The 20,493-nt window shown below is 41.5% G+C and carries 20 protein-coding genes; 14 read left to right on the top strand and 6 right to left on the bottom strand.

The window, feature by feature from the left end; all coding sequences use genetic code 11:
- Window positions 1-121: 121 nt before the first annotated feature.
- From ACMX3D_RS10925 to ACMX3D_RS10905, 5 genes are all read left to right on the top strand, one after another.
- The gene (locus tag ACMX3D_RS10925; protein ID WP_482751440.1) at window positions 122-1,054 is read left to right on the top strand and encodes a glycosyltransferase family 2 protein; all 933 of its coding nucleotides are present in this window, start codon (window positions 122-124) and stop codon (window positions 1,052-1,054) included.
- Window positions 1,055-1,068: 14 nt separating this feature from the next.
- Window positions 1,069-2,010 (top strand): glycosyltransferase family 2 protein, encoded by a 942-nt coding sequence (locus ACMX3D_RS10920; protein ID WP_482751439.1) that lies wholly within the window; start codon window positions 1,069-1,071, stop codon window positions 2,008-2,010.
- A gap of 123 nt (window positions 2,011-2,133) precedes the next feature.
- The gene (gene hpsU, locus ACMX3D_RS10915; protein WP_482751438.1) at window positions 2,134-2,697 is read left to right on the top strand and encodes a hormogonium polysaccharide biosynthesis acetyltransferase HpsU; all 564 of its coding nucleotides are present in this window, start codon (window positions 2,134-2,136) and stop codon (window positions 2,695-2,697) included.
- A gap of 76 nt (window positions 2,698-2,773) precedes the next feature.
- Complete coding sequence (locus ACMX3D_RS10910; RefSeq protein ID WP_482751437.1) at window positions 2,774-3,346, top strand: DUF1349 domain-containing protein; 573 nt, start codon at window positions 2,774-2,776, stop codon at window positions 3,344-3,346.
- Window positions 3,347-3,541: 195 nt separating this feature from the next.
- Window positions 3,542-4,987: a sensor histidine kinase gene (locus ACMX3D_RS10905; protein ID WP_482751436.1), complete on the top strand. Its 1,446-nt coding sequence runs from the start codon at window positions 3,542-3,544 to the stop codon at window positions 4,985-4,987.
- A 140-nt stretch (window positions 4,988-5,127) separates the two neighbouring features.
- Here ACMX3D_RS10905 and ACMX3D_RS10900 read toward each other — a convergent pair whose 3' ends face one another.
- Complete coding sequence (locus tag ACMX3D_RS10900) at window positions 5,128-5,934, bottom strand: LmeA family phospholipid-binding protein (RefSeq protein WP_482752317.1); 807 nt, start codon at window positions 5,932-5,934, stop codon at window positions 5,128-5,130.
- 310 nt (window positions 5,935-6,244) lie between these two features.
- Between ACMX3D_RS10900 and ACMX3D_RS10895 the strand changes: the two genes are divergently transcribed.
- From ACMX3D_RS10895 to ACMX3D_RS10885, 3 genes are all read left to right on the top strand, one after another.
- On the top strand, window positions 6,245-6,511 hold the full coding sequence (locus ACMX3D_RS10895; protein ID WP_482751435.1) for a CopG family ribbon-helix-helix protein: 267 nt from the start codon (window positions 6,245-6,247) through the stop codon (window positions 6,509-6,511).
- Window positions 6,508-6,783, top strand: a complete 276-nt coding sequence (locus ACMX3D_RS10890) for a type II toxin-antitoxin system RelE/ParE family toxin (RefSeq protein ID WP_482751434.1) — start codon at window positions 6,508-6,510, stop codon at window positions 6,781-6,783. The genes ACMX3D_RS10895 and ACMX3D_RS10890 overlap by 4 nt, the downstream gene beginning before the upstream one ends.
- A 355-nt stretch (window positions 6,784-7,138) precedes the next feature.
- A complete protein-coding gene (locus ACMX3D_RS10885) occupies window positions 7,139-8,281 on the top strand; it encodes a ParA family protein (protein ID WP_482751433.1) in 1,143 nt (380 codons plus the stop codon).
- A 393-nt stretch (window positions 8,282-8,674) separates the two neighbouring features.
- Here the strand turns inward: ACMX3D_RS10885 and ACMX3D_RS10880 are convergent, their stop codons facing one another.
- From ACMX3D_RS10880 to glyA, 3 genes are all read right to left on the bottom strand, one after another.
- Window positions 8,675-9,925, bottom strand: coding sequence for a competence/damage-inducible protein A (locus tag ACMX3D_RS10880; RefSeq protein ID WP_482751432.1), 1,251 nt, complete (start codon window positions 9,923-9,925; stop codon window positions 8,675-8,677).
- Window positions 9,926-9,990: 65 nt separating this feature from the next.
- Entirely contained in the window at window positions 9,991-11,037 is a 1,047-nt protein-coding gene (locus ACMX3D_RS10875) for a glycosyltransferase family 4 protein (protein WP_482751431.1), read from the bottom strand.
- A 177-nt stretch (window positions 11,038-11,214) separates the two neighbouring features.
- Complete coding sequence (glyA, locus tag ACMX3D_RS10870) at window positions 11,215-12,498, bottom strand: serine hydroxymethyltransferase (RefSeq protein ID WP_482751430.1); 1,284 nt, start codon at window positions 12,496-12,498, stop codon at window positions 11,215-11,217.
- 674 nt (window positions 12,499-13,172) lie between these two features.
- On the opposite strand from glyA, the gene ACMX3D_RS10865 reads away from it, so the two are divergent.
- Together ACMX3D_RS10865 and ACMX3D_RS10860 are read left to right on the top strand one after the other, a co-directional pair.
- Window positions 13,173-13,370 (top strand): hypothetical protein, encoded by a 198-nt coding sequence (locus ACMX3D_RS10865; RefSeq protein ID WP_482751429.1) that lies wholly within the window; start codon window positions 13,173-13,175, stop codon window positions 13,368-13,370.
- A gap of 80 nt (window positions 13,371-13,450) precedes the next feature.
- Entirely contained in the window at window positions 13,451-13,927 is a 477-nt protein-coding gene (locus ACMX3D_RS10860; RefSeq protein ID WP_482751428.1) for a Tic20 family protein, read from the top strand.
- Window positions 13,928-14,236: 309 nt separating this feature from the next.
- Here ACMX3D_RS10860 and ACMX3D_RS10855 read toward each other — a convergent pair whose 3' ends face one another.
- Window positions 14,237-15,010 carry a fumarylacetoacetate hydrolase family protein gene (locus ACMX3D_RS10855; protein ID WP_482751427.1) on the bottom strand — a complete coding sequence of 258 codons (774 nt, stop codon included), beginning with the start codon at window positions 15,008-15,010 and terminating at the stop codon, window positions 14,237-14,239.
- Window positions 15,011-15,558: 548 nt separating this feature from the next.
- On the opposite strand from ACMX3D_RS10855, the gene rpsF reads away from it, so the two are divergent.
- Together rpsF and ACMX3D_RS10845 are read left to right on the top strand one after the other, a co-directional pair.
- Entirely contained in the window at window positions 15,559-15,885 is a 327-nt protein-coding gene (rpsF, locus tag ACMX3D_RS10850) for a 30S ribosomal protein S6 (RefSeq protein ID WP_482751426.1), read from the top strand.
- A gap of 207 nt (window positions 15,886-16,092) precedes the next feature.
- Window positions 16,093-16,653: an Npun_F5560 family protein gene (locus ACMX3D_RS10845; RefSeq protein ID WP_482751425.1), complete on the top strand. Its 561-nt coding sequence runs from the start codon at window positions 16,093-16,095 to the stop codon at window positions 16,651-16,653.
- A 265-nt stretch (window positions 16,654-16,918) separates the two neighbouring features.
- Here ACMX3D_RS10845 and ACMX3D_RS10840 read toward each other — a convergent pair whose 3' ends face one another.
- Window positions 16,919-17,272, bottom strand: coding sequence for an STAS domain-containing protein (locus ACMX3D_RS10840; protein ID WP_482751424.1), 354 nt, complete (start codon window positions 17,270-17,272; stop codon window positions 16,919-16,921).
- A 473-nt stretch (window positions 17,273-17,745) separates the two neighbouring features.
- Here ACMX3D_RS10840 and ACMX3D_RS10835 point away from each other — a divergent pair, with 473 nt between their 5' ends.
- Entirely contained in the window at window positions 17,746-18,375 is a 630-nt protein-coding gene (locus ACMX3D_RS10835; RefSeq protein ID WP_482751423.1) for a DedA family protein, read from the top strand.
- 242 nt (window positions 18,376-18,617) lie between these two features.
- Entirely contained in the window at window positions 18,618-20,471 is a 1,854-nt protein-coding gene (locus ACMX3D_RS10830) for an aspartate kinase (RefSeq protein WP_482751422.1), read from the top strand.
- Window positions 20,472-20,493 lie beyond the last annotated feature (22 nt).

The following is a 20,493-nucleotide window of genomic DNA, read 5'->3' as shown; positions in this document are numbered from 1 at the left end:
GATTTCCGAAGAAACGCGGTTGGTGGGTTGGATTTTTTGTTATAGATTAGCACTGAGCAGGCGACCGTTGGATAGAAGACTGTAATCTAAAATCCAAAGGTGACAACTTAAACTTAATCCTATGCCAGATATCCAAATCTCTGCCATTATCTGTACTCACAATCGAGATACCTATTTAGGTGCGGCGATTGATAGCCTGTTGGCGCAGGATTTTGCGGCTGACTTTGAGGTGATAGTGGTAGATAACAACTCAAGCGATCGCACCCGCGAAGTTGTAGAACAAAGAGCCTGCAATCCTCGTTTAAAGTATATCTTTGAACCCACCACCGGATTATCAGTTGCCCGTAACACTGGTGCTAAAGTTGCTAGTGCCGAAATTCTCGCTTATTTAGATGATGATGCCGTAGCAAGCGATCGCTGGTTGCAAGTATTGTATTCTGCATATCAAAGCAACCCAAAACTAGCGATCGCTGGTGGCAAAGTTACACTTTTATGGCCGCCAACTATCCAACCACCCAAGTGGCTATCTTCTGGATTAGCAGGCAATTTGGGAGCTTACGACCTAGGTGACAAAATAGTTTATATCGAGCAACCCGGTTTAACCCCCAGAGGCTTAAATTATTCGATTCGTCGTAGCTTTCTCGAAGAAATTGGTGGTTTTGATCCCCATCTTGGTCGAGTGGGAAAAAACTTGTTATCTAATGAAGAACTGCAAATGACTGAATTTGCACTTCAGTATGGGTGGCAAGTCGCCTATCTTCCAGAAGCTTTAGTTGCACATAACGTTGCACCCGAACGGCTGAATCGCTCTTGGTTTTTGAATCGCGGCTGGTGGCAAGGTATCAGTGAGTGCTATCGAGAACAACTTGCAGGTAAAACAGGTATCAATCAGTTAGTGCGTGGTAGCGAGCGCTTGCTTCGGGGTTTATACAAGTCATTACTGTATTTTTCTGACCCAGCAGAACGCTTCGACAGACTTGTGTATACATATTGTCAAATAAGTTATTTAAATGCTGCTATTCAGGGTCTGCTCTCTACATCCAATAAAAAATAACAAAAACACCATATATGTCATCTAAAATTCCCGTCTCTGTACTTATTCCTGCCAAAAACGAAGAAGCTAATTTGCCCGCTTGTCTTGCTAGTCTGCAAAGGGCAGATGAAATATTTATAGTAGATTCTCAAAGTACGGACAAGAGCATTGAAATTGCTAATAACTACGGTGCAAATGTTGTCCAATTTTACTTCAATGGACGCTGGCCGAAAAAGAAAAATTGGTCTTTAGATAACTTACCTTTTCGTAATGAATGGGTACTAATTGTCGATTGTGACGAACGCATTACTCCCGAATTATGGGAAGAAATTGCTCAAGCAATTCAAAATGAAGAATACAAAGGTTACTATCTCAATCGCCGCGTATTTTTCTTAGGTAAATGGATTCGTCACGGCGGTAAATATCCCGATTGGAATTTGCGTTTGTTTAAACACAAAATCGGTCGTTATGAAAACCTAAATACTGAAGATATCCCCAACACAGGTGATAACGAAGTTCACGAACACGTTATCTTACAAGGTAAGGTAGGATATCTCAAAAATGATATGCTGCACGAGGACTTCCGCGACTTATTCCACTGGTTAGAAAGACATAATCGTTATTCTAATTGGGAAGCCCGTGTTTATTACAATATTCTCACTGGCCAAGATGAAAAAGGCACAATTGGCGCGAACTTATTTGGTGATGCTGTGCAACGTAAGCGCTTTTTGAAAAAAGTATGGGTGCATTTACCTTTTAAACCGATTTTACGCTTTATTTTGTTCTACATTATTCAGCGTGGTTTTTTAGATGGCAAAGCCGGATATATTTACGCACGTCTGCTGAGTCAATATGAATATCAAATCGGCGTGAAACTTTACGAGTTACGCAACTGTGGCGGTAAATTAAATACTGCAAGTACTGCTAAAACTGTACCAGCCTCTCTACCTCAAAAAATCGAACAAACAGCAATCTAGAAAATTAAAGATTAGAGACTGAGGACTAGGAAATAATTTTGGATTGGATTTTAATCTAAAATCCAAAATCTAAAATCTAAAATTCCTAGTCCTTATTATTTATTAACAAATGACAATTGACAAATGACAAATAACCAATCTTTTGTAGACTTACGCAAATATGACCAATCCTGGTTTGACCGAGGCCGTCCAGGTTGGTATGTTTTGTTATGGTGGTTTGTACAGGCGATCGCCTTTCCCTTGACTCCACACCCTTTAAATAATCTGCGTTGTTCTCTCCTACGGCTGTTTGGTGCGCGTATTGGTAAAGGTGTGTTAATTAGACCCACCGCACGTTTCACTTATCCTTGGAAAATTACCATCGGTGACTACAGTTGGATTGGTGATGACGTAGTGTTATACAGCTTGGATGAGATTACCATTGGTGAACACTGCGTAATTTCCCAAAAAACTTACTTGTGTACTGGTAGTCACGACATCCAAGACCCAGCTTTTGGTTTAAAAACAGCACCAATAACTATTAATAATGGGGTTTGGGTAACAATCGATTGTTTTGTTGGCCCCGGAGTTGAAATTGGTGCAAATGCTGTAATTGGCGCTCGTAGTAGTGTATTTGCCAATATGCCTAATGGGCAAGTTTGTTGGGGAAGTCCTTGTAAACCACAGTATCCCAGATTGAAGAATTAAATCAATCAACCTAATGTGTCGATGTTATCTTCACAGCTTGGCATGATCACTAATAGGATTAATAAACAATCCATCAGTGAATAATTCAACTGAAATGAAGTGGTATAACGAACCTTCTAATTGGAACAAGCAAGCAGACGTTTTATCCGTTAATGCAGGCGCAAAGACAGATTTTTGGCGCAAGACTCACTATAACTTCATTCGTGATAACGGGAACTTTTACTATCAGGAAGTCATAAGTGATTTTACGATAGAGGTCAAAGTTATTGGACAATATCAAACTTTGTATGACCAAGCAGGGTTGATGATTAGGGAAAATGAAAATACCTGGTGGCTAAAATGTGGGATTGAGTTTGTGGAAGGAATGCAAAATGTTAGTGCTGTGGTGACACGAGATTACTCAGATTGGTCGGTAGTTCCTCTATCACAGCCACCAGTTGCACTATGGATGAAGGTACAACGTCGAGCAGAAACTGTAGAAGTGCAATATTCTCTAGATGGTCAATTTTATCAAATGCTGCGACTTGCATATCTTACCAATACAGCAACATTACAAGTAGGGTTAATGTGTGCTTCACCGCAGGGAGAAGGTTTCTCAGTAGTTTTTGAAGGTTACAAAATTACTCAACCATATCAGCGTCCAGTTTGATTCAGTAACTTTTGAACAACGCGGCCTATTTTTGATTGTCAATTGTGAAATTTTCAAATATGACAGGGAAATTGCGCTTATCTTGTTCGGTTATACGACTGTCTCTTGTACACAAATGACTATAACCTCTTAAGTAGTAGTGAAATATTACTTTTCCACATTATTAGTCGCTCTCCAACCAAGAGGTGAAAACCTGTGTACGAATGGATCTTGCCAAGTCTGAGTGAAGTTTTAGCCGAAAGTCAATCAACTATGGCTGAATGTTCACCAGCCAAGGCAGAGAGACAGTGGCGTATCAGTTTAGCAGCAACAGAACATCTATTAATTGATATTTTAGCAAGTGGCTCTTCTGCTGTACCAGCATTAGTCTTAGCAGCACCAGCACCCTTATTTAGTCAACCAGCATTAACTCAAAACTTACAGACAGTTACTTTTACAGCCAAGCCCTTCAATCCCTTGGCTTTAATGCCATTTCAAATGCCTACAACAGCCACGGTAGTTGAAGAAAATTCTTTTCAAGAAGCAGTCCTTCCGATACTACCTGCCGATCCCCTAGTGGCTGAGCAATTTTGCTTGGTATTCACAGAAAAATTTAGATTAGTGCTGGTTTTAGCAGAACGCAAAAATGGTAACAAAATATTTTCATTTTCCTTTGAACCAGAGATAGTTCAGCAAGCTTGGCGAGCCATAGGAGCGCGGGTAATGCTAACTAATCCTGATTTTTGCGCCGAACTAGATGCTTTAGTAAAGCAGTATTCGCCAGTAGCGCCAGATTATCGCATTGCTATGCAGTTTAGCCAGTTGTTACTTCAGGAATTACCAGAACCAGAGGCAACTAAAGACTGGGAAACAGCAACAAGTGTACCTCATATCCAACCCTCAAGTCCTCATTCTCAGCACCCAGTCCCCGATGTAGAATTACTGCAAGCTTTTGCTCATGAAGTTCGTACTCCGCTCACAACTATTCGTACCATGACTCGCCTACTGCTGAAGCGACGTGACTTGCCTGCGGCTGTGATTAATCGCTTAGAAATTATTGATCATGAGTGTACAGAGCAAATCGATCGCATGGAGTTGTTGTTCAAGGCGGCAGAACTAGAAACTTGTGCTGCAATGAAAGCTGCTAATACTCATCTCACGCCAATGTCTCTCAATCAAGTTTTGCAACAGAGTATTCCCCGTTGGCAACAAGCAGCAAATAGACGCAACCTCACTTTGGATGTTGTTTTACCGCAACAACTACCTACAGTGGTAAGTAACCCAACTATGTTGGATCGGGTTCTCACGGGTTTAATGGAGAATTTTACTCGCAGCTTGCCTGCTGGTAGCCATATTCAAGTACAGGTGATCCCGGCTGGCGACCAACTCAAGCTGCAATTATCGCCTCAACCTCAGTGTCAAAACTCAGATGCCGCAGACACATCTGTAACGCCGCCAATTCGTAAAGCTCTTGGTCAATTGTTAATGTTTCAACCAGAAACAGGCACAATTAGTTTGAATTTAACAGCAACTAAGCACTTGTTCCAAGCCATTGGCGGTAAACTGATTGTGCGCCAACGTCCACAATATGGTGAGGTGTTGACTATTTTCTTGCCTTTAGAAGTTAGCCATCAGCAAAAGCTAGAGGTTAGGAAAAATTAGTTATAGCAGGTGAAAGGTTACAGGTTACAGTGTTAAAAAATAATTCCTAACTACCCTGGCTATTGCTATATCAAGCAGGCACGCGATCGCAGTGAATCACTGCTAATCACGCACAACCTATAAACAAGATTGTAAAATTTTCAAGCTGAACTTCCCCCAGTACGCGGAATACGTTCAATCTCCGCATATCCACTGAAAATTAATTTTTGTCCTTCAGTTTCTAAACGGTTGAGCCGCATTTTCACTCCATCAAGGTCAAAGCGATCTAAATCAACCATGTTATCTAAAATCTCTGCCAGTGCGATGCTTAGGGTTTGAGAAGTTGCTCGTTGCCCTTCTGGTACTTGTTCAAGGTTTATCTGTGGGTCTTTAAAGGAAATCCGTCGTCGCCGTTCTACTGCTATAGAGACGGTCATATTTACAGGGACAAGTTCGCTATTATTCAAATCAGCTTTTGCAGAAATCCGCAAGCGGTTTTCTGGCAATAGTTGTACCTGAACTTCAGGGAACGAAACTGGCTGGCCACCAGATAATTCTGTCAATGCAGGTACATCAAGGTTGACTAGGCGCTTTTTCACTAGTTCTGCCTTGAAGGCTTGGTTAATGCCTGCTTCGGATAATACTACTTGAGCGATCGCCTGAGTAGGTTGCTTGAGGTTCAATTTGCCACTTAAGACCGCGCCAAAATCTATCGCCACCGCATCCGTTTCAAAAGACATCTCCTCTACAGCAAAGTCTCTCCGGATGACTAAGCCACGACCACTCATCTTGAAGCTATCAATGCTGCCTTGCAACAACTTGCTGGAGGGATAGCAGCGTACAAAGACTTCTACTGACTCGCTTTGAGTAAACAAATGGCGAATCGTTTGGCTGGCAACTGTGTTGAGCATCCGCTCACCCCAGTCAGTGCCTTTAGGATCTTGTAAACCAGTTAGTCCGCCGAACATTTGGTTGTGCGTCTCTAGAAGTTCTTTGTACTTTTGTAACAAAATGTGAACAATACAGCAACCCTTGAGAGATTGATTGTTCTGATAGGCTGACTTGGGATGACTGATGTTTCGATAATGAGTGTGTTAAATGTTACATATTATCAAATAGAATGGAGGAGTCAGAATTCTTAGCAAAGATTTAATAAATAGGTGAAAACTGCTGGCACAAATGGAGGCGCTGACAAATGTTAAGTAATTTTCACTCTTTTAATCAGGCAATTTTCCCCATATAATACAATGCAGTATAACGCATTATCTGAGGCAAGGTATGAGTACTACAAGTTTCAGGCTCGATGATGACCTTGAAGATAAGCTCGAAGTGACCGCAACAAAACTGCAACGGACGAAAGGCTGGATAATCAACGACGCTCTACGGCAATACATTGCACGGGAGGAGCAAAAGCTAAGAATGCTTGAAGAGACACAAGAAGCGATCGCCGACATTCAAGCACAAAGAGTCGTTTCTGGTGAGGAAGTGATGAAGTGGCTGGAAACCTGGGGAACCAGTGTTGAAACTCAAGCACCCAAAAGATGAAACTTCAGTTCTCAGAAAGTGCGGTGCAGGACTTAGTACGACTAAGAGAGTTCATTGCTCAAAATAATCCGCAGGCGGCAGAGCGAGTATCACTAAGACTTAGGCAGGCAATAGGAAAACTTGTACTTTATCCCGACATAGGCCGTCCTGTCCCGGAGCTTGAAAATGTTCGTGATCTGATCGCCGGAAACTACGTGGTTCGTTACCTGCGTGAAGAAGATACTATATTTGTCTTACGGGTATGGCACGGCAAGGAATTTCGTGATTTTTAATTACGCGCAGAAAATTTAAATCAATTTAGCGATTAGCTAAAAAGTAAGAAACGCTATTTTATTTAAACGAAAATTATTGTGCTGTAAGCCTCTTTTTTGGTGCGACTGCGTAGCTTTATTGCGAAGTCGTACTAGGAAGTGATTATTCTAGCTAAAATCACCTAATCTTCTTAGGCAAGCAAGTCTGTTATAAGAATTGTTTAAAAATTATTTGTTTACCATAGTTATTCAGCGATGCATAAGCAAATTTTAATTTGCTAAATCAGTTTGATATTCATATTAGCAAGCCGTATTCTGGACAATTACTCCAAGTAGTACTAAGGTACTTGTGCAACTACAACATCAAGATTAAACTATGAACACAAAAATAATTTCCATTTTTAATAATAAGGGTGGGGTTGGTAAAACTACTACTATTTTTAACTTGTCAGCATCCCTAGCTGCACAAGGGAAAAAAGTTCTTTTAATTGATTACGATCCTCAATGTAATCTTTCTCTTCTAACAATGGGGTATTCTGAATTATCTCAATATCTTGAAGCTTCAAAAGATTATCCCCTTGCTAGAACAATTAGGGCTTATGCTCAAGCTTATATTCAAAGTCAAAGTCCACAAACTTACTTTTTTCAACCAAAATATTTTCAAAAATTTAAGCTTCTTACTAAAAAGAGGAATAAAGATAAAATTTTCTTTATGAACGATGATTTTTTTAGAAATCAAAATAATATTGTTAATCAGACTATAGACATTATTTTAGGTGATTTCTGGTTAAATCGATTGGCTGATTCTCTTGACGTTGGAAATGATCTGACATTAGGTATAGGTTTACGAAAGTTTTTAATTCCTTCTATCATAGTTGAAGATTTAAAAAATAAAGGGAACAACTATGATTATGTTCTAATTGATTTACCTCCTGCCTTTAACACTCTTGTACGTTCAGCTTTATATTGTTCTGACTACTTTTTAGTACCCTGTACAGCAGATTTGTTCTCAGCTTACTGTATTAGTCTAATTGGTGCTATGTTGCCTAAATTTATAAGTGAATGGAATTTAGGAGCAGACAATTATAAACAATCAAATCAATACGATGGATTTATCCCATCTAAAGGCAAACCTAAATTCGGTGGATGGATTTACAATGGTTTTGATAGTATCAAATTTCCTTCAACTCGTGAAAGGAAAGAAACAGAAATAGATCAGGTTCATTTAGAAAACGTTAAAACGAAAGTTAATGATACCTTAATTCCTCAATTGAACGATGGAATAACATTATATGATTGCGTACCGCATTTTATAACTGGAGATCCTGTTGCTAGAATTGAAGATTTAAACAATGGTGCTAGTCATATTCAACACTTAAATTTACCAATTAAGTATTTGGCAATGACTAAAAAACCTAAAAAAAGTTCACGGAGTTGGTCACCCTATCAAAAATCTTTGATGGATAGAATGGATAAAGAGTATGATTCTTTAGCAAAACTCATAATTAATAAATTTTAATATTAAGCTCTCAGCTACAAATCGCAGCTAAAAAAATAAAAAATAGACATGATAGCACTTCCGACCGAGAAAAGCCCTTCCACATGATCGCTTTGTTTGCCCTCAGTTCTCTTGGAAATGGGTGATAGCACCCTTCATTTTTACAATTCCAAGAGAACTGAAAAGAGATCGCTAGTAAAATTCAGCCAGGATATTCTCTAGCTCAAATGACATCTCAAAATAGCTTCTGAAAGTGTAAGACTGATTTGGTTCGAGGATAGGAATTTTGTTCATATACAAAAAGAGGTTAGGGATTAGAGGCTAGGGGCTAGAGAAATGTACGTCATTGGAATGAAAATTGCTGTAGCCATCCTAAATCAGCTGTAAACAAATCTACTCCCTAGTTCCTACTCCCTACCTCGTCAACAACCGCCGACGCAGCAAATCCAGTGCGGTACATGCACTTAAATGACGAATAAAAGTGCGATCGCGCATTGTCCCAAAACGATACTCAAAACTTTTCACTTCATCGTTCGGCCCAGCTACACCGATATAAACCAAACCTACAGGCTTTGTTTCTGTTCCGCCACCAGGGCCAGCAATTCCTGTGATACTTAACCCCCAAGTAGTTTCTAGGCGACTTTTTACTCCAATTGCCATTTGTTCAGCCACAACAGCGCTAACAGCTCCAAATTTATCTAAATCGTCTGGGTTTACTCCTAACATTCGCACTTTTGCCGAGTTGTCGTAAGAAATTACCCCGCCCCAAAAATAATCAGAACTACCAGCAATCTCTGTTAACATTTGCCCCAGTCCGCCACCAGTACAGGACTCTGCGACTGACACCGTTTCGCCTGCTGAACGCAACAACTCACCAACAACCGAAGCTAACGTGTCATCATCAGCACCGTAACAATCCAACCCAGCAATTTCTTTAAGCTGTTTTTCTATAGGTGCAATTAATTCCTCTGCGGCTGCTTCTGAATTTGCTTTTGCAGAAATTCGCAGTCTCACCTCTCCTTTCCCTGCATAAGGTGCAACTGTCGGGTTGGACAAATCAAAATAAGAAGATACTTTTTCCGCTAAAGCCGACTCACCAATACCCCAAAACCTTAAACTCCGGCTGTAAATAATTTCCTTACCCCAGCCTTGGCTTTGCAGAAATGGTGCTGCTGTTTCTTGCCACATCCGATGCATTTCACTAGGAACACCAGGAAATGTAAAAATCGTAATTTCAGGACGAGGTTGCCAAATGATCCCTGGCGCTGTTCCTGTGGGGTTGGGTAAAACTTCTGCGCCTTGAGGAATTAAAGCTTGCTTGCGGTTGGTGGGAGTCATGACGCGACCGCGTTGAGCAAATTTCTGTGCAATATCTTCGATAATCTCTGGACGTTCTACCAAGGGTGCGCCAAAAAAATCAGCAATAGTTTCACAAGTCAAATCATCGGGTGTCGGGCCAAGACCACCAGTAAAAATTAAAATATTTGCTCTGGAAATAGCAATTTCTATAACTTGCTTTAATCTTTCTGGGTTATCCCCTACCACTGTTTGATAGTAATGAGGAATTCCTAGTTTGGCTAATTGTTGGGCGATAAATTGCGAATTACTGTTAAGGATATCTCCTAGCAGCAGTTCAGTCCCAACACAAATAATTTCTGCACTCATGTAATTAAAGCAAAAGGTAAAAGAAAGATACTCATACTACTGTATTTCTTTTACCTTGCTAGTTTTTACTTTTGCTGAGAACGTTTCCAAACTCGCCAACTAGTGTAAGTTAACAGCGAAGTTGCGCCAAAAGCGTAAGCAATGCCACTAGGGATACCCGCTATGGCTAACGCTAAACTACCAACCCAAAGTGTGAGTGTATAAATAAATAAAACCGTCCAACGATGGGACAAACCAGCTTGTAGCAATCTATGGTGTAAGTGACATCTATCCGCTACCCAAGGCAATTTTCCACGACGAATGCGCGTCACAATGACTGCTGACATATCCAAAATTGGTACTGCCAAAATTAAATAAGGCAGAATTACCGCCGTGAATGCTGGAATTTTCACCAGCCCAATTATGCCTACCGCAGCTAAGGTGAATCCCATAAAATAAGACCCGCCATCTCCCATAAAGATTTGTGCGGGATTGAAGTTATATCGAAGAAATCCTAGTGCTGCACCAGCTAAGGCGGCAGCAATTAAAGCTGCTGCTGGTTGGTGCATAAACAAAGACACCACCAACATAACTACAGCAGCAATTCCCGACACACCAGCAGCTAAACCATCTAAACCGTCAATCCAGTTGATAGCATTGACCATTCCCACCAGCCAAATCACTGTAATAGGTAAACTTAGCCAGTTCAGGTCAACTATGCCAATTGTCGGAATCGTAATGAAGTCTATACTTACACCTGCTTTCCATGCACCAGTAGCGACGATAATTTGCAACAGCAGTCGTCCCAAGGGAGACAGATTGAATAAATCGTCTGCTAAACCAATGAGAAAAAAGCCCAGACCCCCTAGGGCGACACCCCAAATTTGCCATTCTTTGTCAGGCGGCAAATTGGCAAATCCACCTAACCACCAGACAATTAATAAAGAAATGAGAGTACCTGCGAAGATAGAAACTCCTCCCAGGCGTACCATTGGGCGTTCATGAACTTTTCGACCACCAGGCTTATCTACATTTCCACTTTTTATACCAATGTTCTTAACATCAGGCGTAGTCCAGAGAACGACTACGGCAGCCACAAGGAAGGCGATCAGATGATAAATCTGAGCAGGCATCTGTATTTTAAATTAAGTAGTTTCTCAGACAAAACTCTGTCGAGGGAGGTTTCTACTTAATATCTACTACATTTTCGGTTTTTATCAGCAGAAGATTTTGGTTAAGGAAGTATGAAGTCTAAAGTATGAAGTATGAAGGCTGAAAAAACTTATCAGCCTTCATAATTGCTCAACTTCTTATGCTAGTGCTGGCACAGGAATCTGCAAGTGGGGGTATAAGGGGAAGCGATCGCACAGTGCTGCTACTCGGCGTTTACAATCAGCTGCGACTGTTTCTGATTCTGGATTTAACAGGCGATCGGCAATAATATTCCCAATTTCGGTAAACTCTGCAACTCCCAATCCCCTAGTCGTCATCGCAGGAGAACCTAATCTCAAACCACTGGTAACAAATGGCGATTGGGGATCAAAAGGTACAGTATTTTTGTTAGCAGTAATATTTACACCACTGACCAGTTGATCTGCTTGTTTACCTGTCAAACCAATTGAGCGTAAATCTACGAGCATCAAATGGTTATCAGTGCCATCTGACACTAACTTTAAGCCCCGGTTTTGCAGTTGAGTTGCTAAAGCACGAGCATTTTCAATTACCTGTGCAGAGTAAGTTTTAAACTCTGGCTTTAATACTTCGCCAAAAGCCACTGCTTTAGCTGCAATTACGTGTTCTAAAGGCCCCCCTTGAGTCCCAGGGAAAACTGATTTATCCAGCTTTTTACCCAGTTCTGCATTCTTGGTCAAAATTAACCCACCTCTGGGGCCACGGAGGGTTTTATGAGTGGTTGTAGTTACAACGTCACAGTAAGGAATGGGGTCGGGATGTAAGCCAGAAGCCACTAAACCAGCAATATGGGCAATATCTGCCAGTAAGTAAGCACCAACTTCATCAGCAATGCTACGGAATTTTTCAAAGTCAATGATGCGAGGATAAGCAGAATAACCACAAATTAAGAGCTTTGGACGCTCCCTCAGCGCCAGCTCTCGAATTTGGTCGTAGTCGAGTTGCTCTGTTTCTTGACTAACACCATAGTGGCTAACTTGGAACCATTTACCAGAAACGTTTACAGGTGAACCGTGAGTCAGGTGTCCACCATGAGACAAATCCATCCCCATGATTTTGTCTCCTGGTTCTAGTAATGTCAGGAAAACTGCAAAGTTAGCTTGTGCGCCGGAATGGGGTTGGACGTTAGCATGAGCCGCACCAAACATTTGTTTAGCTCGGTCAATGGCGATCTGCTCGATTTTATCGACAAATTCACAACCGCCATAGTAACGTTTACCAGGCAATCCTTCAGCGTATTTATTCGTTAAGACTGAACCTTGAGCAGCGAGTACAGCCGCAGAGGTAAAGTTTTCACTCGCAATTAACTCCAAGTGGTCGCGTTGACGCTGGAGTTCTTCGTCAATTAATCCGGCGATCGCGGGATCAGAAGATGCAAGAAAGTCTGAATTAGTCCTAGTCACTTTATCTATCCTTAGTGGAAATTTGCACAATGGTGGTTTTTCTTGGAACCTAACATCTAAGTAATAATTCGCAGCCAAATGTCTACATTGCCAGATTTTTTGACTGCTGACTATTCACTATTGGTAGTAACTGAATTTATTACTTTAGATGCCAGCCCGGTTAAGTCCCATTAATGTGTTAATTATTATAAAGCTCTTTCTGGAACATGAACTTAATAGTTGTAAATAGTGCTGAGTTGAAAGTGCTTCCTCTCTGAGTTAAAAAACCACCCACTTATAGGTAGGGAATCAAACTGCTTTGAAATATTTATACCAATTTCTAAAAAGCTGATGAGAATGCTTCTTTCATACTTCAGACTTGATACTTTAGATTTTTGCTACTAGGTGTAAAAATTTATGTATGAGTTGTTACTGAAGAACTCTATCTCCGAGAGACTCAACATACAATAAATTTAAGGTTCACTGGGGAATTGTTGATCATTACCTCATTTTTGTCAAAAAGAGCATGAGACAAGATTTAGAGCCTAACTCCGCAGCTATCGCAGAGCAAAATTGCTTCTATACACATAGTGGATGTCGATTCTAGTTTCAGCCGCTCTTGAAATACAAAAATGTATGTGTGTTTTCCCTGAACAAATTGCGGATCGTTTCGAGGATTTACAGGAGGTCTTTGGATGTTAGTCATTTTAATGGATGATCAAATCCTTACCCCTGAGCAGGTTTGCCAGTCTTGTTTACTTGCTGACAGGAGTGGTCAACCGCGTTGGCGTGGCGGTCAACTACATTGCGGACAAGCTATTCGCAAACTTACCGCACAACAGCCAGAGCAGTATGAGTGCGTTATGGGCTTTCGGATTGCCGAGATCCAATGATTGTCTCTTCAGGGAAACTAGACAACTGCGTTATCCTAGGCTCAAGTAACTCTTAAAATTCTGCCACAGGAGAACGCAAAATGGCCTGGCGTGGTTCTACAAATATTTCCGATCGCATTTTCGCTTGTTTACCTTATTTGCTACCTCTGGTTGAGGTACTGAGTTTTGGCTTTGTTTTATTACAACAATTTCCTGCTCTCACAGTAGTGTTTGCACCTGTGCTGATTGTGTGGTCATTTTACAGACGTGTGCGGTTTGCAGGAATTATAATTTTCTTTGCTTTATGGTTGTTAGTAGTGAGAAACGAAAAAATTTCTCATTTTATTCGCTTCAATACCATGCAAGCGATCCTTTTAGACATTATTATCTTTTTGTGTGCCATCTTGACTGATATTGTGGGGTTAATACCCAGTGGAGACTTTGCTACCCAAACTTTATACAGTACTATTTTCCTCGGCATTGTGGCAGCAGTAGCTTATTCAGTTGTCCAGTCTCTCTTAGGACGTTATGCAGAAATTCCCGCAATTTCTGATGCTGTGTATCTGCAAGTTAGATAACTAAGGGTATAGTAAGATACTAAATGGTAGAGGCAGCAGAATTTTAGATTTTGCGAAAAGTTGAGCCAGTGCGTGGGACGAGTTCCCTGGCTCCCTCACTGGCGTTGTCTAGTGAGGCAGCGACGGGTACGTAGGGGGTTTCCCTCATGAGCGATTGCCACGCATGGTTTCCCACGCCACTTCCGTGACTGTCGGCAGAGCGCGATAGCGGAGTGGCTAGACTTGAACAACCTTTTCAAGACGGATTGATGATTTTAGATTCAAAGATTGACCTAATCTAAAATCCAAAATTGATTCACTTAGCGCTTCTTAACAGCCTACTATAGTGTTTTCGAGACGACCAATGCCTTCAATTTCCACCCGAATGCGATCGCCTATATGCAATGGGCCAATACCCAAGGGTGTACCCGTTAGTATGACATCCCCTGGTAGTAGAGTCATAACTTTACTGATGTAAGATACCAAAACATCTGGGGAAAAGACCATTTGATCGATCCCCGCAGATTGCACTGGATTTGGATCATCATTGATGAAAGTCTGCAATCTCGCACCTGGATTCAATTCTCGGACAATCCAAGGGCCTAAGGGGCAAAAAGTATCAAACCCCTTGGCTCTAGTCCATTGACCGTCTTTTTGTTGTAAGTCTCGTGCTGTGACATCATTTGCGATCGTATAACCCCAAATCTTGGTTTGCGCTTCCTCTGGGGTGCAATTACAAGCGCGATCGCCAATTATTAGTGCTAACTCTCCTTCGTAGTCTACTCTTTGAGACTGAAGCGGATACTTGATTTCTGCCTCAGTGGCAATGATTGATGTTGGTGGCTTGAGAAAGATTAATGGTTCACTTGGTACGGCTGTTCCCATTTCTGCTGCATGGTCTGCATAATTCTTACCCACCGCCACAATTTTTGAGGGAGCGCAAGGAGAAAGAATTTGGTAACTATCTGGTGCTAAAACTAAATCTGTCGGTTGTCCCTGTAACCAAGGTGGAGCATCCAGCACCTGCACATTCAGGGATAGCTGTAGCAACCCATAGTAAATTTTGCCTTCTGGATTTTGAACTCGCACATAGCGCTGCGCCATAACCTTGATAATATCCTTATTGTCTGTAATTTAAGATCTGTGAGTAGAATCTTCAGTCATGAAAGGAGTTTATAAGCTCCTGTGGGAAGCATACCTGTTGCTTCAGCCAGTAGCTAAATTAATTTGCTGTTGTTTACCAAAGGCTGAATTCCCAGTTGCAAACTAGTTACCTAAGAATTCAGCATTCAGGAGTCAGAATCCTGCTTGGGAATTCTTGCGACTGGATAGAGAATCTAGGTTGAAAGTTAGGGATTTTAATCGTGGAGAAGAAAAAATTCTTTCCTTACTCAAACCCCTGACTACCCTGTGGGAACGCTATGCCAACAGGCATGGGGTATTCTGAATTCTGTCTTCTGACTCCGGCTCATCCATAAAGTAATTTTTGCTGAAAGTAAGAATTTCGGCAGATTTTGCTGATGATTTACATAAAAAACTGGTAAGATTATAGTTCCTTGCTGCTTCAGATGTTGAAATATACGGTTATTTCTAAGAGAATTTGTATAATTTTACACTAGCAGCCACCTTGTCCAAAAGGAGATTTCAAACTCATGTCCACAGTTTACGAAACAATGTATATCCTGCGTCCTGACCTCAGTGACGAACAGGTAGATCAAGCGATCGCCAAATACCAGACCTTGATTCAAGATCAAGGAGCCGAGAATATTGAAATTCAAAATCGGGGTAAGCGTCGTCTGGCTTATGAAATTAAAAAGCAACGGGATGGAATCTACATCCAAATGAACTACACTGGGCCGGGAAATATTATCGCTCCCCTAGAACGTGCTATGCGGTTGAGTGAAGAGGTAATTCGCTACTTAACCATTAAGCAAGAAGTTTCAGGAGCAGCAGCAGATAAAGTTGCCGTAACTGCTTAAGGACATTGTTGATCAACTAGTACTGAGTAATGAGTATTTGTACTGCAAAACTCAGTACAAATTAAAGCAAAACAAAATTTTTTTTTACCTTTGACTTTTTTCTGCTTCGGTTGGGAATGCTAGATTAACAAGTACTTGCCAAAGGCAGTACGATCGCCGTTATACCTAAGATGAGAAAAGATTCGTCAATGGGAGCTGTAAGCCACTGTGAGCCAAACTGACCTACCCAACATCCAAGCTCTCTCTACAGAAGTCTCGCAGTTGCGACAAGAGTTGCAACTGCGTGATCAATTAGTGCAACAGCTATCTCAAGAACTCTTTCGGCTTGTTAAGGGCAATGCTAATTTTATGCCCCAGCGTTCTGAACCAGAGCGCGATTTAAGTCAGTTGCAGGCGTTACGAGAACAATTACAAGCTGTTGAGCAACAAGTAACATTTTATCAAGAGCAAATTGCTACTCGTGATGCGGAAATTTATCAACTGCGCCAGTCTGTACAAGAACTAACAGATCGTAGTCGGATGTTGGAGCAGGTAGTACAAGAATTACCTCAAATTTACCGTCGTAAGTTTGAGGAGCGGATGGCTCCAGTAAGAGAGAAAGTAGCAATTTTGCAACGAGAAAATCGCAAGCTGCAAGCAGAACTACAAAGCGTGAGTTACCGCTTAGCTCTCAAAACCCGTACTTCGAGTCACAGTGGGATTGACTTACCTAACTTTCCTCGCCCTGCGGCGGAAACAGCCAATGTTTCTGCTGTCCAAAATGCCTAGATGAACAGCAACAGACAAAATAAACAAAGCCCGCAACAGCAGGCTCTAAACTTGTGAGTTTTTGCTAAGTCAGATTTGTAGATTGAGTAAAATTGGTACAGTTTAAAGCCTGTTAGCCAAGTTTAGCTGTTTGTTTCTGTATCCCATTTGCAAAAGTGCCGAGTTTTAGCACTAGGAAAAATTGGCGATCGCTGTGAATTTGTTAAGAATAAAAAAATAATTGGTTTTGCGCAACACCAACACTTTTTAGCCCTATAATTAAAGTTTAGCTTGCTATAGCCAAAGTTTGCTCGCTAACAATATTGAGAACATCTTCGTAAGTGTTAAAAATTTCAAAAACTGAATCCAACTGTGTCAGTTCTAAAATTAACCTGACAGGAGCTTTGACACTACAAAGAACCAAGCGACAACCACATTGCCGGGCAGTAGTCAGCGCTTTGACTAACGGAACTAAACCAGAACTATCCATGAAATCTACTTCTGCTAGGTCAATTATCCAGAGTTGATCTGGCTGGGGTACTACTTCTGCCATACGTTGGCTGAGAGCCATACCACCCTGCAAATCTATGCTGCCTTCGGGTTTGAATAAAACCACTTGCAATTCTTGTACTGTAGTCATGTATTTATCTGGGTAGTTGAACTACTGGAAAAAATGAAAATCGACATCAATACTGCAAGGTTTCAACGGTAAAAAACAGTTTAATCACAAGCTTTGTGAACTTACCATTGTGAAGTCGAGACTATAAGCTTACGTATTCATGTCGTATAATTTGTGTTAACTTTCCTAAATATAGGCACAAACGCCTAGTAAATTCAGTATCAATAGTAGCTTTTACAAGATTTTCATATTGAAACGAGATTTTCATAAATTTTTTATAAAAAATTTATTGATTTGTTTGAGAAACTATGCACCCGTGCTATTAAACGCTGAACCAGTAATAGTCAATACTCAATAAGTAATAAATTTTAGAAACTGATAGTGATTAACCTAGGATGAATCAAGGCTGTCAAAACAGTACTTTGATTGACACTCCAGCCACAAACGCGCCAAGATAGAGGAAAGGTAAAAAATTGTAAAGGCGGCGGTGCGGGATGTCTCTTGAATTAATTTCACTAGAAAACATCCAGGAATTTGCCCACCAGTACGGTTACTGGGCAATTTTTTTGGGAATTTTACTAGAAAACTTGGGCATTCCTCTTCCGGGTGAAACCGTAACTCTTGTAGGTGGGTTTCTAGCTGGTAGTGATGAACTAAGTTACTGGTTAGTTATGGGTGATGCAGTTGCAGGTGCTGTAATTGGTGGTGCTTGCGGTTATTGGATTGGGAAGCTTGGTGGCTGGCCTTTCCTTCTGCAAATAGGGAAAATATTTAGAATTTCTGAAGAAAAATTACTAAATATTAAAGAGCAATTTAGTCAAAATGCTATTAAAGCTGTGTTTTTTGGACGCTTTTTCGCACTTTTGCGAATTTTCGCTGCCCCATTAGCTGGGATAGCAGAAATACCCTTCCAAAAATTCTTTTTATATAACCTAGCAGGAGCAACCACCTGGGCTGCTGTGATGGTGACATTAGCTTTTTTTGCGGGCAAAGTAATTTCTTTAGAACAATTGGTTGCTTGGGTCAGTCAATTTGCGATCGCAGCCTTACTCATTTTAGTGGCTGTGATTGCTATCCCCTTGTGGTTGGAGTCGCGCCAAGTTAAGCGTGCAGCAGGCGAATAAAACTCAGTAAAAATTAAAATGGCAAAAGTCAAAAGTAATTTCTTTGGCTTTTGCCTTTTATTTTGCTCAGAAATTTTAGAGACAATAGTCAAAATTCCACCATAAAATCTTAAGTGACTAATTTTTGTGTCAACTGATTCTGATAAGTTAGTAAACTAAATAATTACTGCTAATGCCTTCAAAGCTTTCAAACCCGGCGGAAGCATTGATGAAAGTAGGCACACTTCATTCAAGACAAAGATATGGCGCTCATAGTTCAGAAATACGGTGGTTCATCTGTCGGTTCAGTCGAACGTATTCAAGCTGTTGCACAGCGTGTATATAAAACAGTTACAGCAGGAAATTCCTTGATTGTGGTAGTTTCCGCAATGGGTAAAACCACAGATGGACTTGTCAAACTAGCCAGCGAAATCTCCAAAAATCCTAACCGCCGGGAAATGGATATGCTGCTTTCTACGGGTGAGCAGGTAACAATCGCTCTTTTGACTATGGCATTGCAAGAGCTGGGACAGCCTGCTATTTCCATGACTGGCGCACAAGTAGGAATTGTTACAGAGGCAGAACACACCCGCGCCCGGATTTTACATATCGAAACCGATCGCCTGGTGCGTCACATCAATCAAGGTAAAGTAGTTGTTGTAGCTGGCTTCCAAGGGATATCCAGCACTGGAGAATTAGAAATTACTACCTTAGGGCGTGGTGGTTCTGATACCTCAGCAGTCGCCCTAGCAGCAGCAATTGAAGCAAATTTTTGTGAAATTTATACAGATGTGCCAGGTATTTTAACTACAGACCCGCGCTTGGTTCCCGAAGCCCAGCTGATGGATGCCATTACCTGTAATGAAATGCTCGAACTAGCAAGCTTGGGGGCAAAAGTGCTACATCCCCGGTCAGTGGAAATTGCCCGTAACTATGGTGTACCTTTGGTAGTGCGGTCTAGCTGGACAGATGACCCCGGTACTTGGGTGACATCGCCCAAACCCCAAGAGCGATCGCTAGTAAATTTAGAAATTGCCAAGGCTGTAGATGCGGTAGAGTTTGATACTAACCAAGCAAGGGTAGCTTTGTTACGTGTACCTGATAAGCCAGGGGTAGCGGCTAAGTTATTTGGTGAAATCGCCCGTCAAAATGTAGATGTAGATTTAATTATTCAATCAATTCATGAAGGTAATAGTAACGACATTGCTTTTACCGTTACCACACCGATATTGAAACGAGCAGAAGCTGTAGCAGCAGCGATCGCACCCGCACTCAGAAATCCATCCAAGCCCAAATCAGACGAAGCCGAAGTGATGATCGAGCAAGACGTTGCCAAAGTTAGCATTTCTGGTGCAGGGATGATTGGTCGTCCTGGGGTTGCGGCTAAAATGTTTGCCACCCTCGCAGAAGCAGGCGTGAATATTCAAATGATTTCTACCAGTGAAGTCAAGGTCAGTTGCTTAGTTGATGCGACAGACTGCGATCGCGCCGTGACTGCACTCAGTACCGCCTTTGAAATTGCCGCTAAGGGAGAGACAGAGGAAACAATAACCAGGGAGCAAGAAGTAGTTCCCTGCCCCCCGCCCCCTGCTCCCTGCCCCGTTTCCTCTTCCCCCGTGCGCGGTGTCGCTTTAGATATGAACCAAGCACGTTTGGCAATTCGTCAAGTTCCAGATCGGGCGGGAATGGCGGCGAAATTATTTGGCATATTGGCACAGCACAACATCAGCGTCGATATGATCATTCAATCTCAACGCTGTCGCATAATTGATGGTATTCCCAAACGGGATATTGCTTTTACAGTTCCACGCATGGATGGGGAAACTGCCCAAAAACTACTAACTCAAGTTGCAGCAGAATTAGGTTGGGGTGAAGTTGTATTAGATAGCGCGATCGCTAAAGTCAGCATCGTGGGCGCAGGTATGGTAGGACAACCAGGCGTTGCAGCCAAAATGTTTGAAGCGTTGGCGCAACACCAAATTAATATTCAAATGATTGCTACCTCAGAAATCAAAATTAGCTGTGTCGTCGCCCAAGAACAAGGTGTGAAAGCTTTACAAGTGATTCATGCTGCTTTTGATCTCGCTGGTAGCGAGAAATTTGTAGTTCCAGCATAAACTCAGACATAATCAAGGCTGA

Source organism: Anabaena sp. TISTR 8404 (assembly GCF_056847745.1).
The sequence above is the reverse complement of the archived record's forward strand: the minus strand, read 5'-3'. Positions and strand labels throughout refer to the sequence as shown.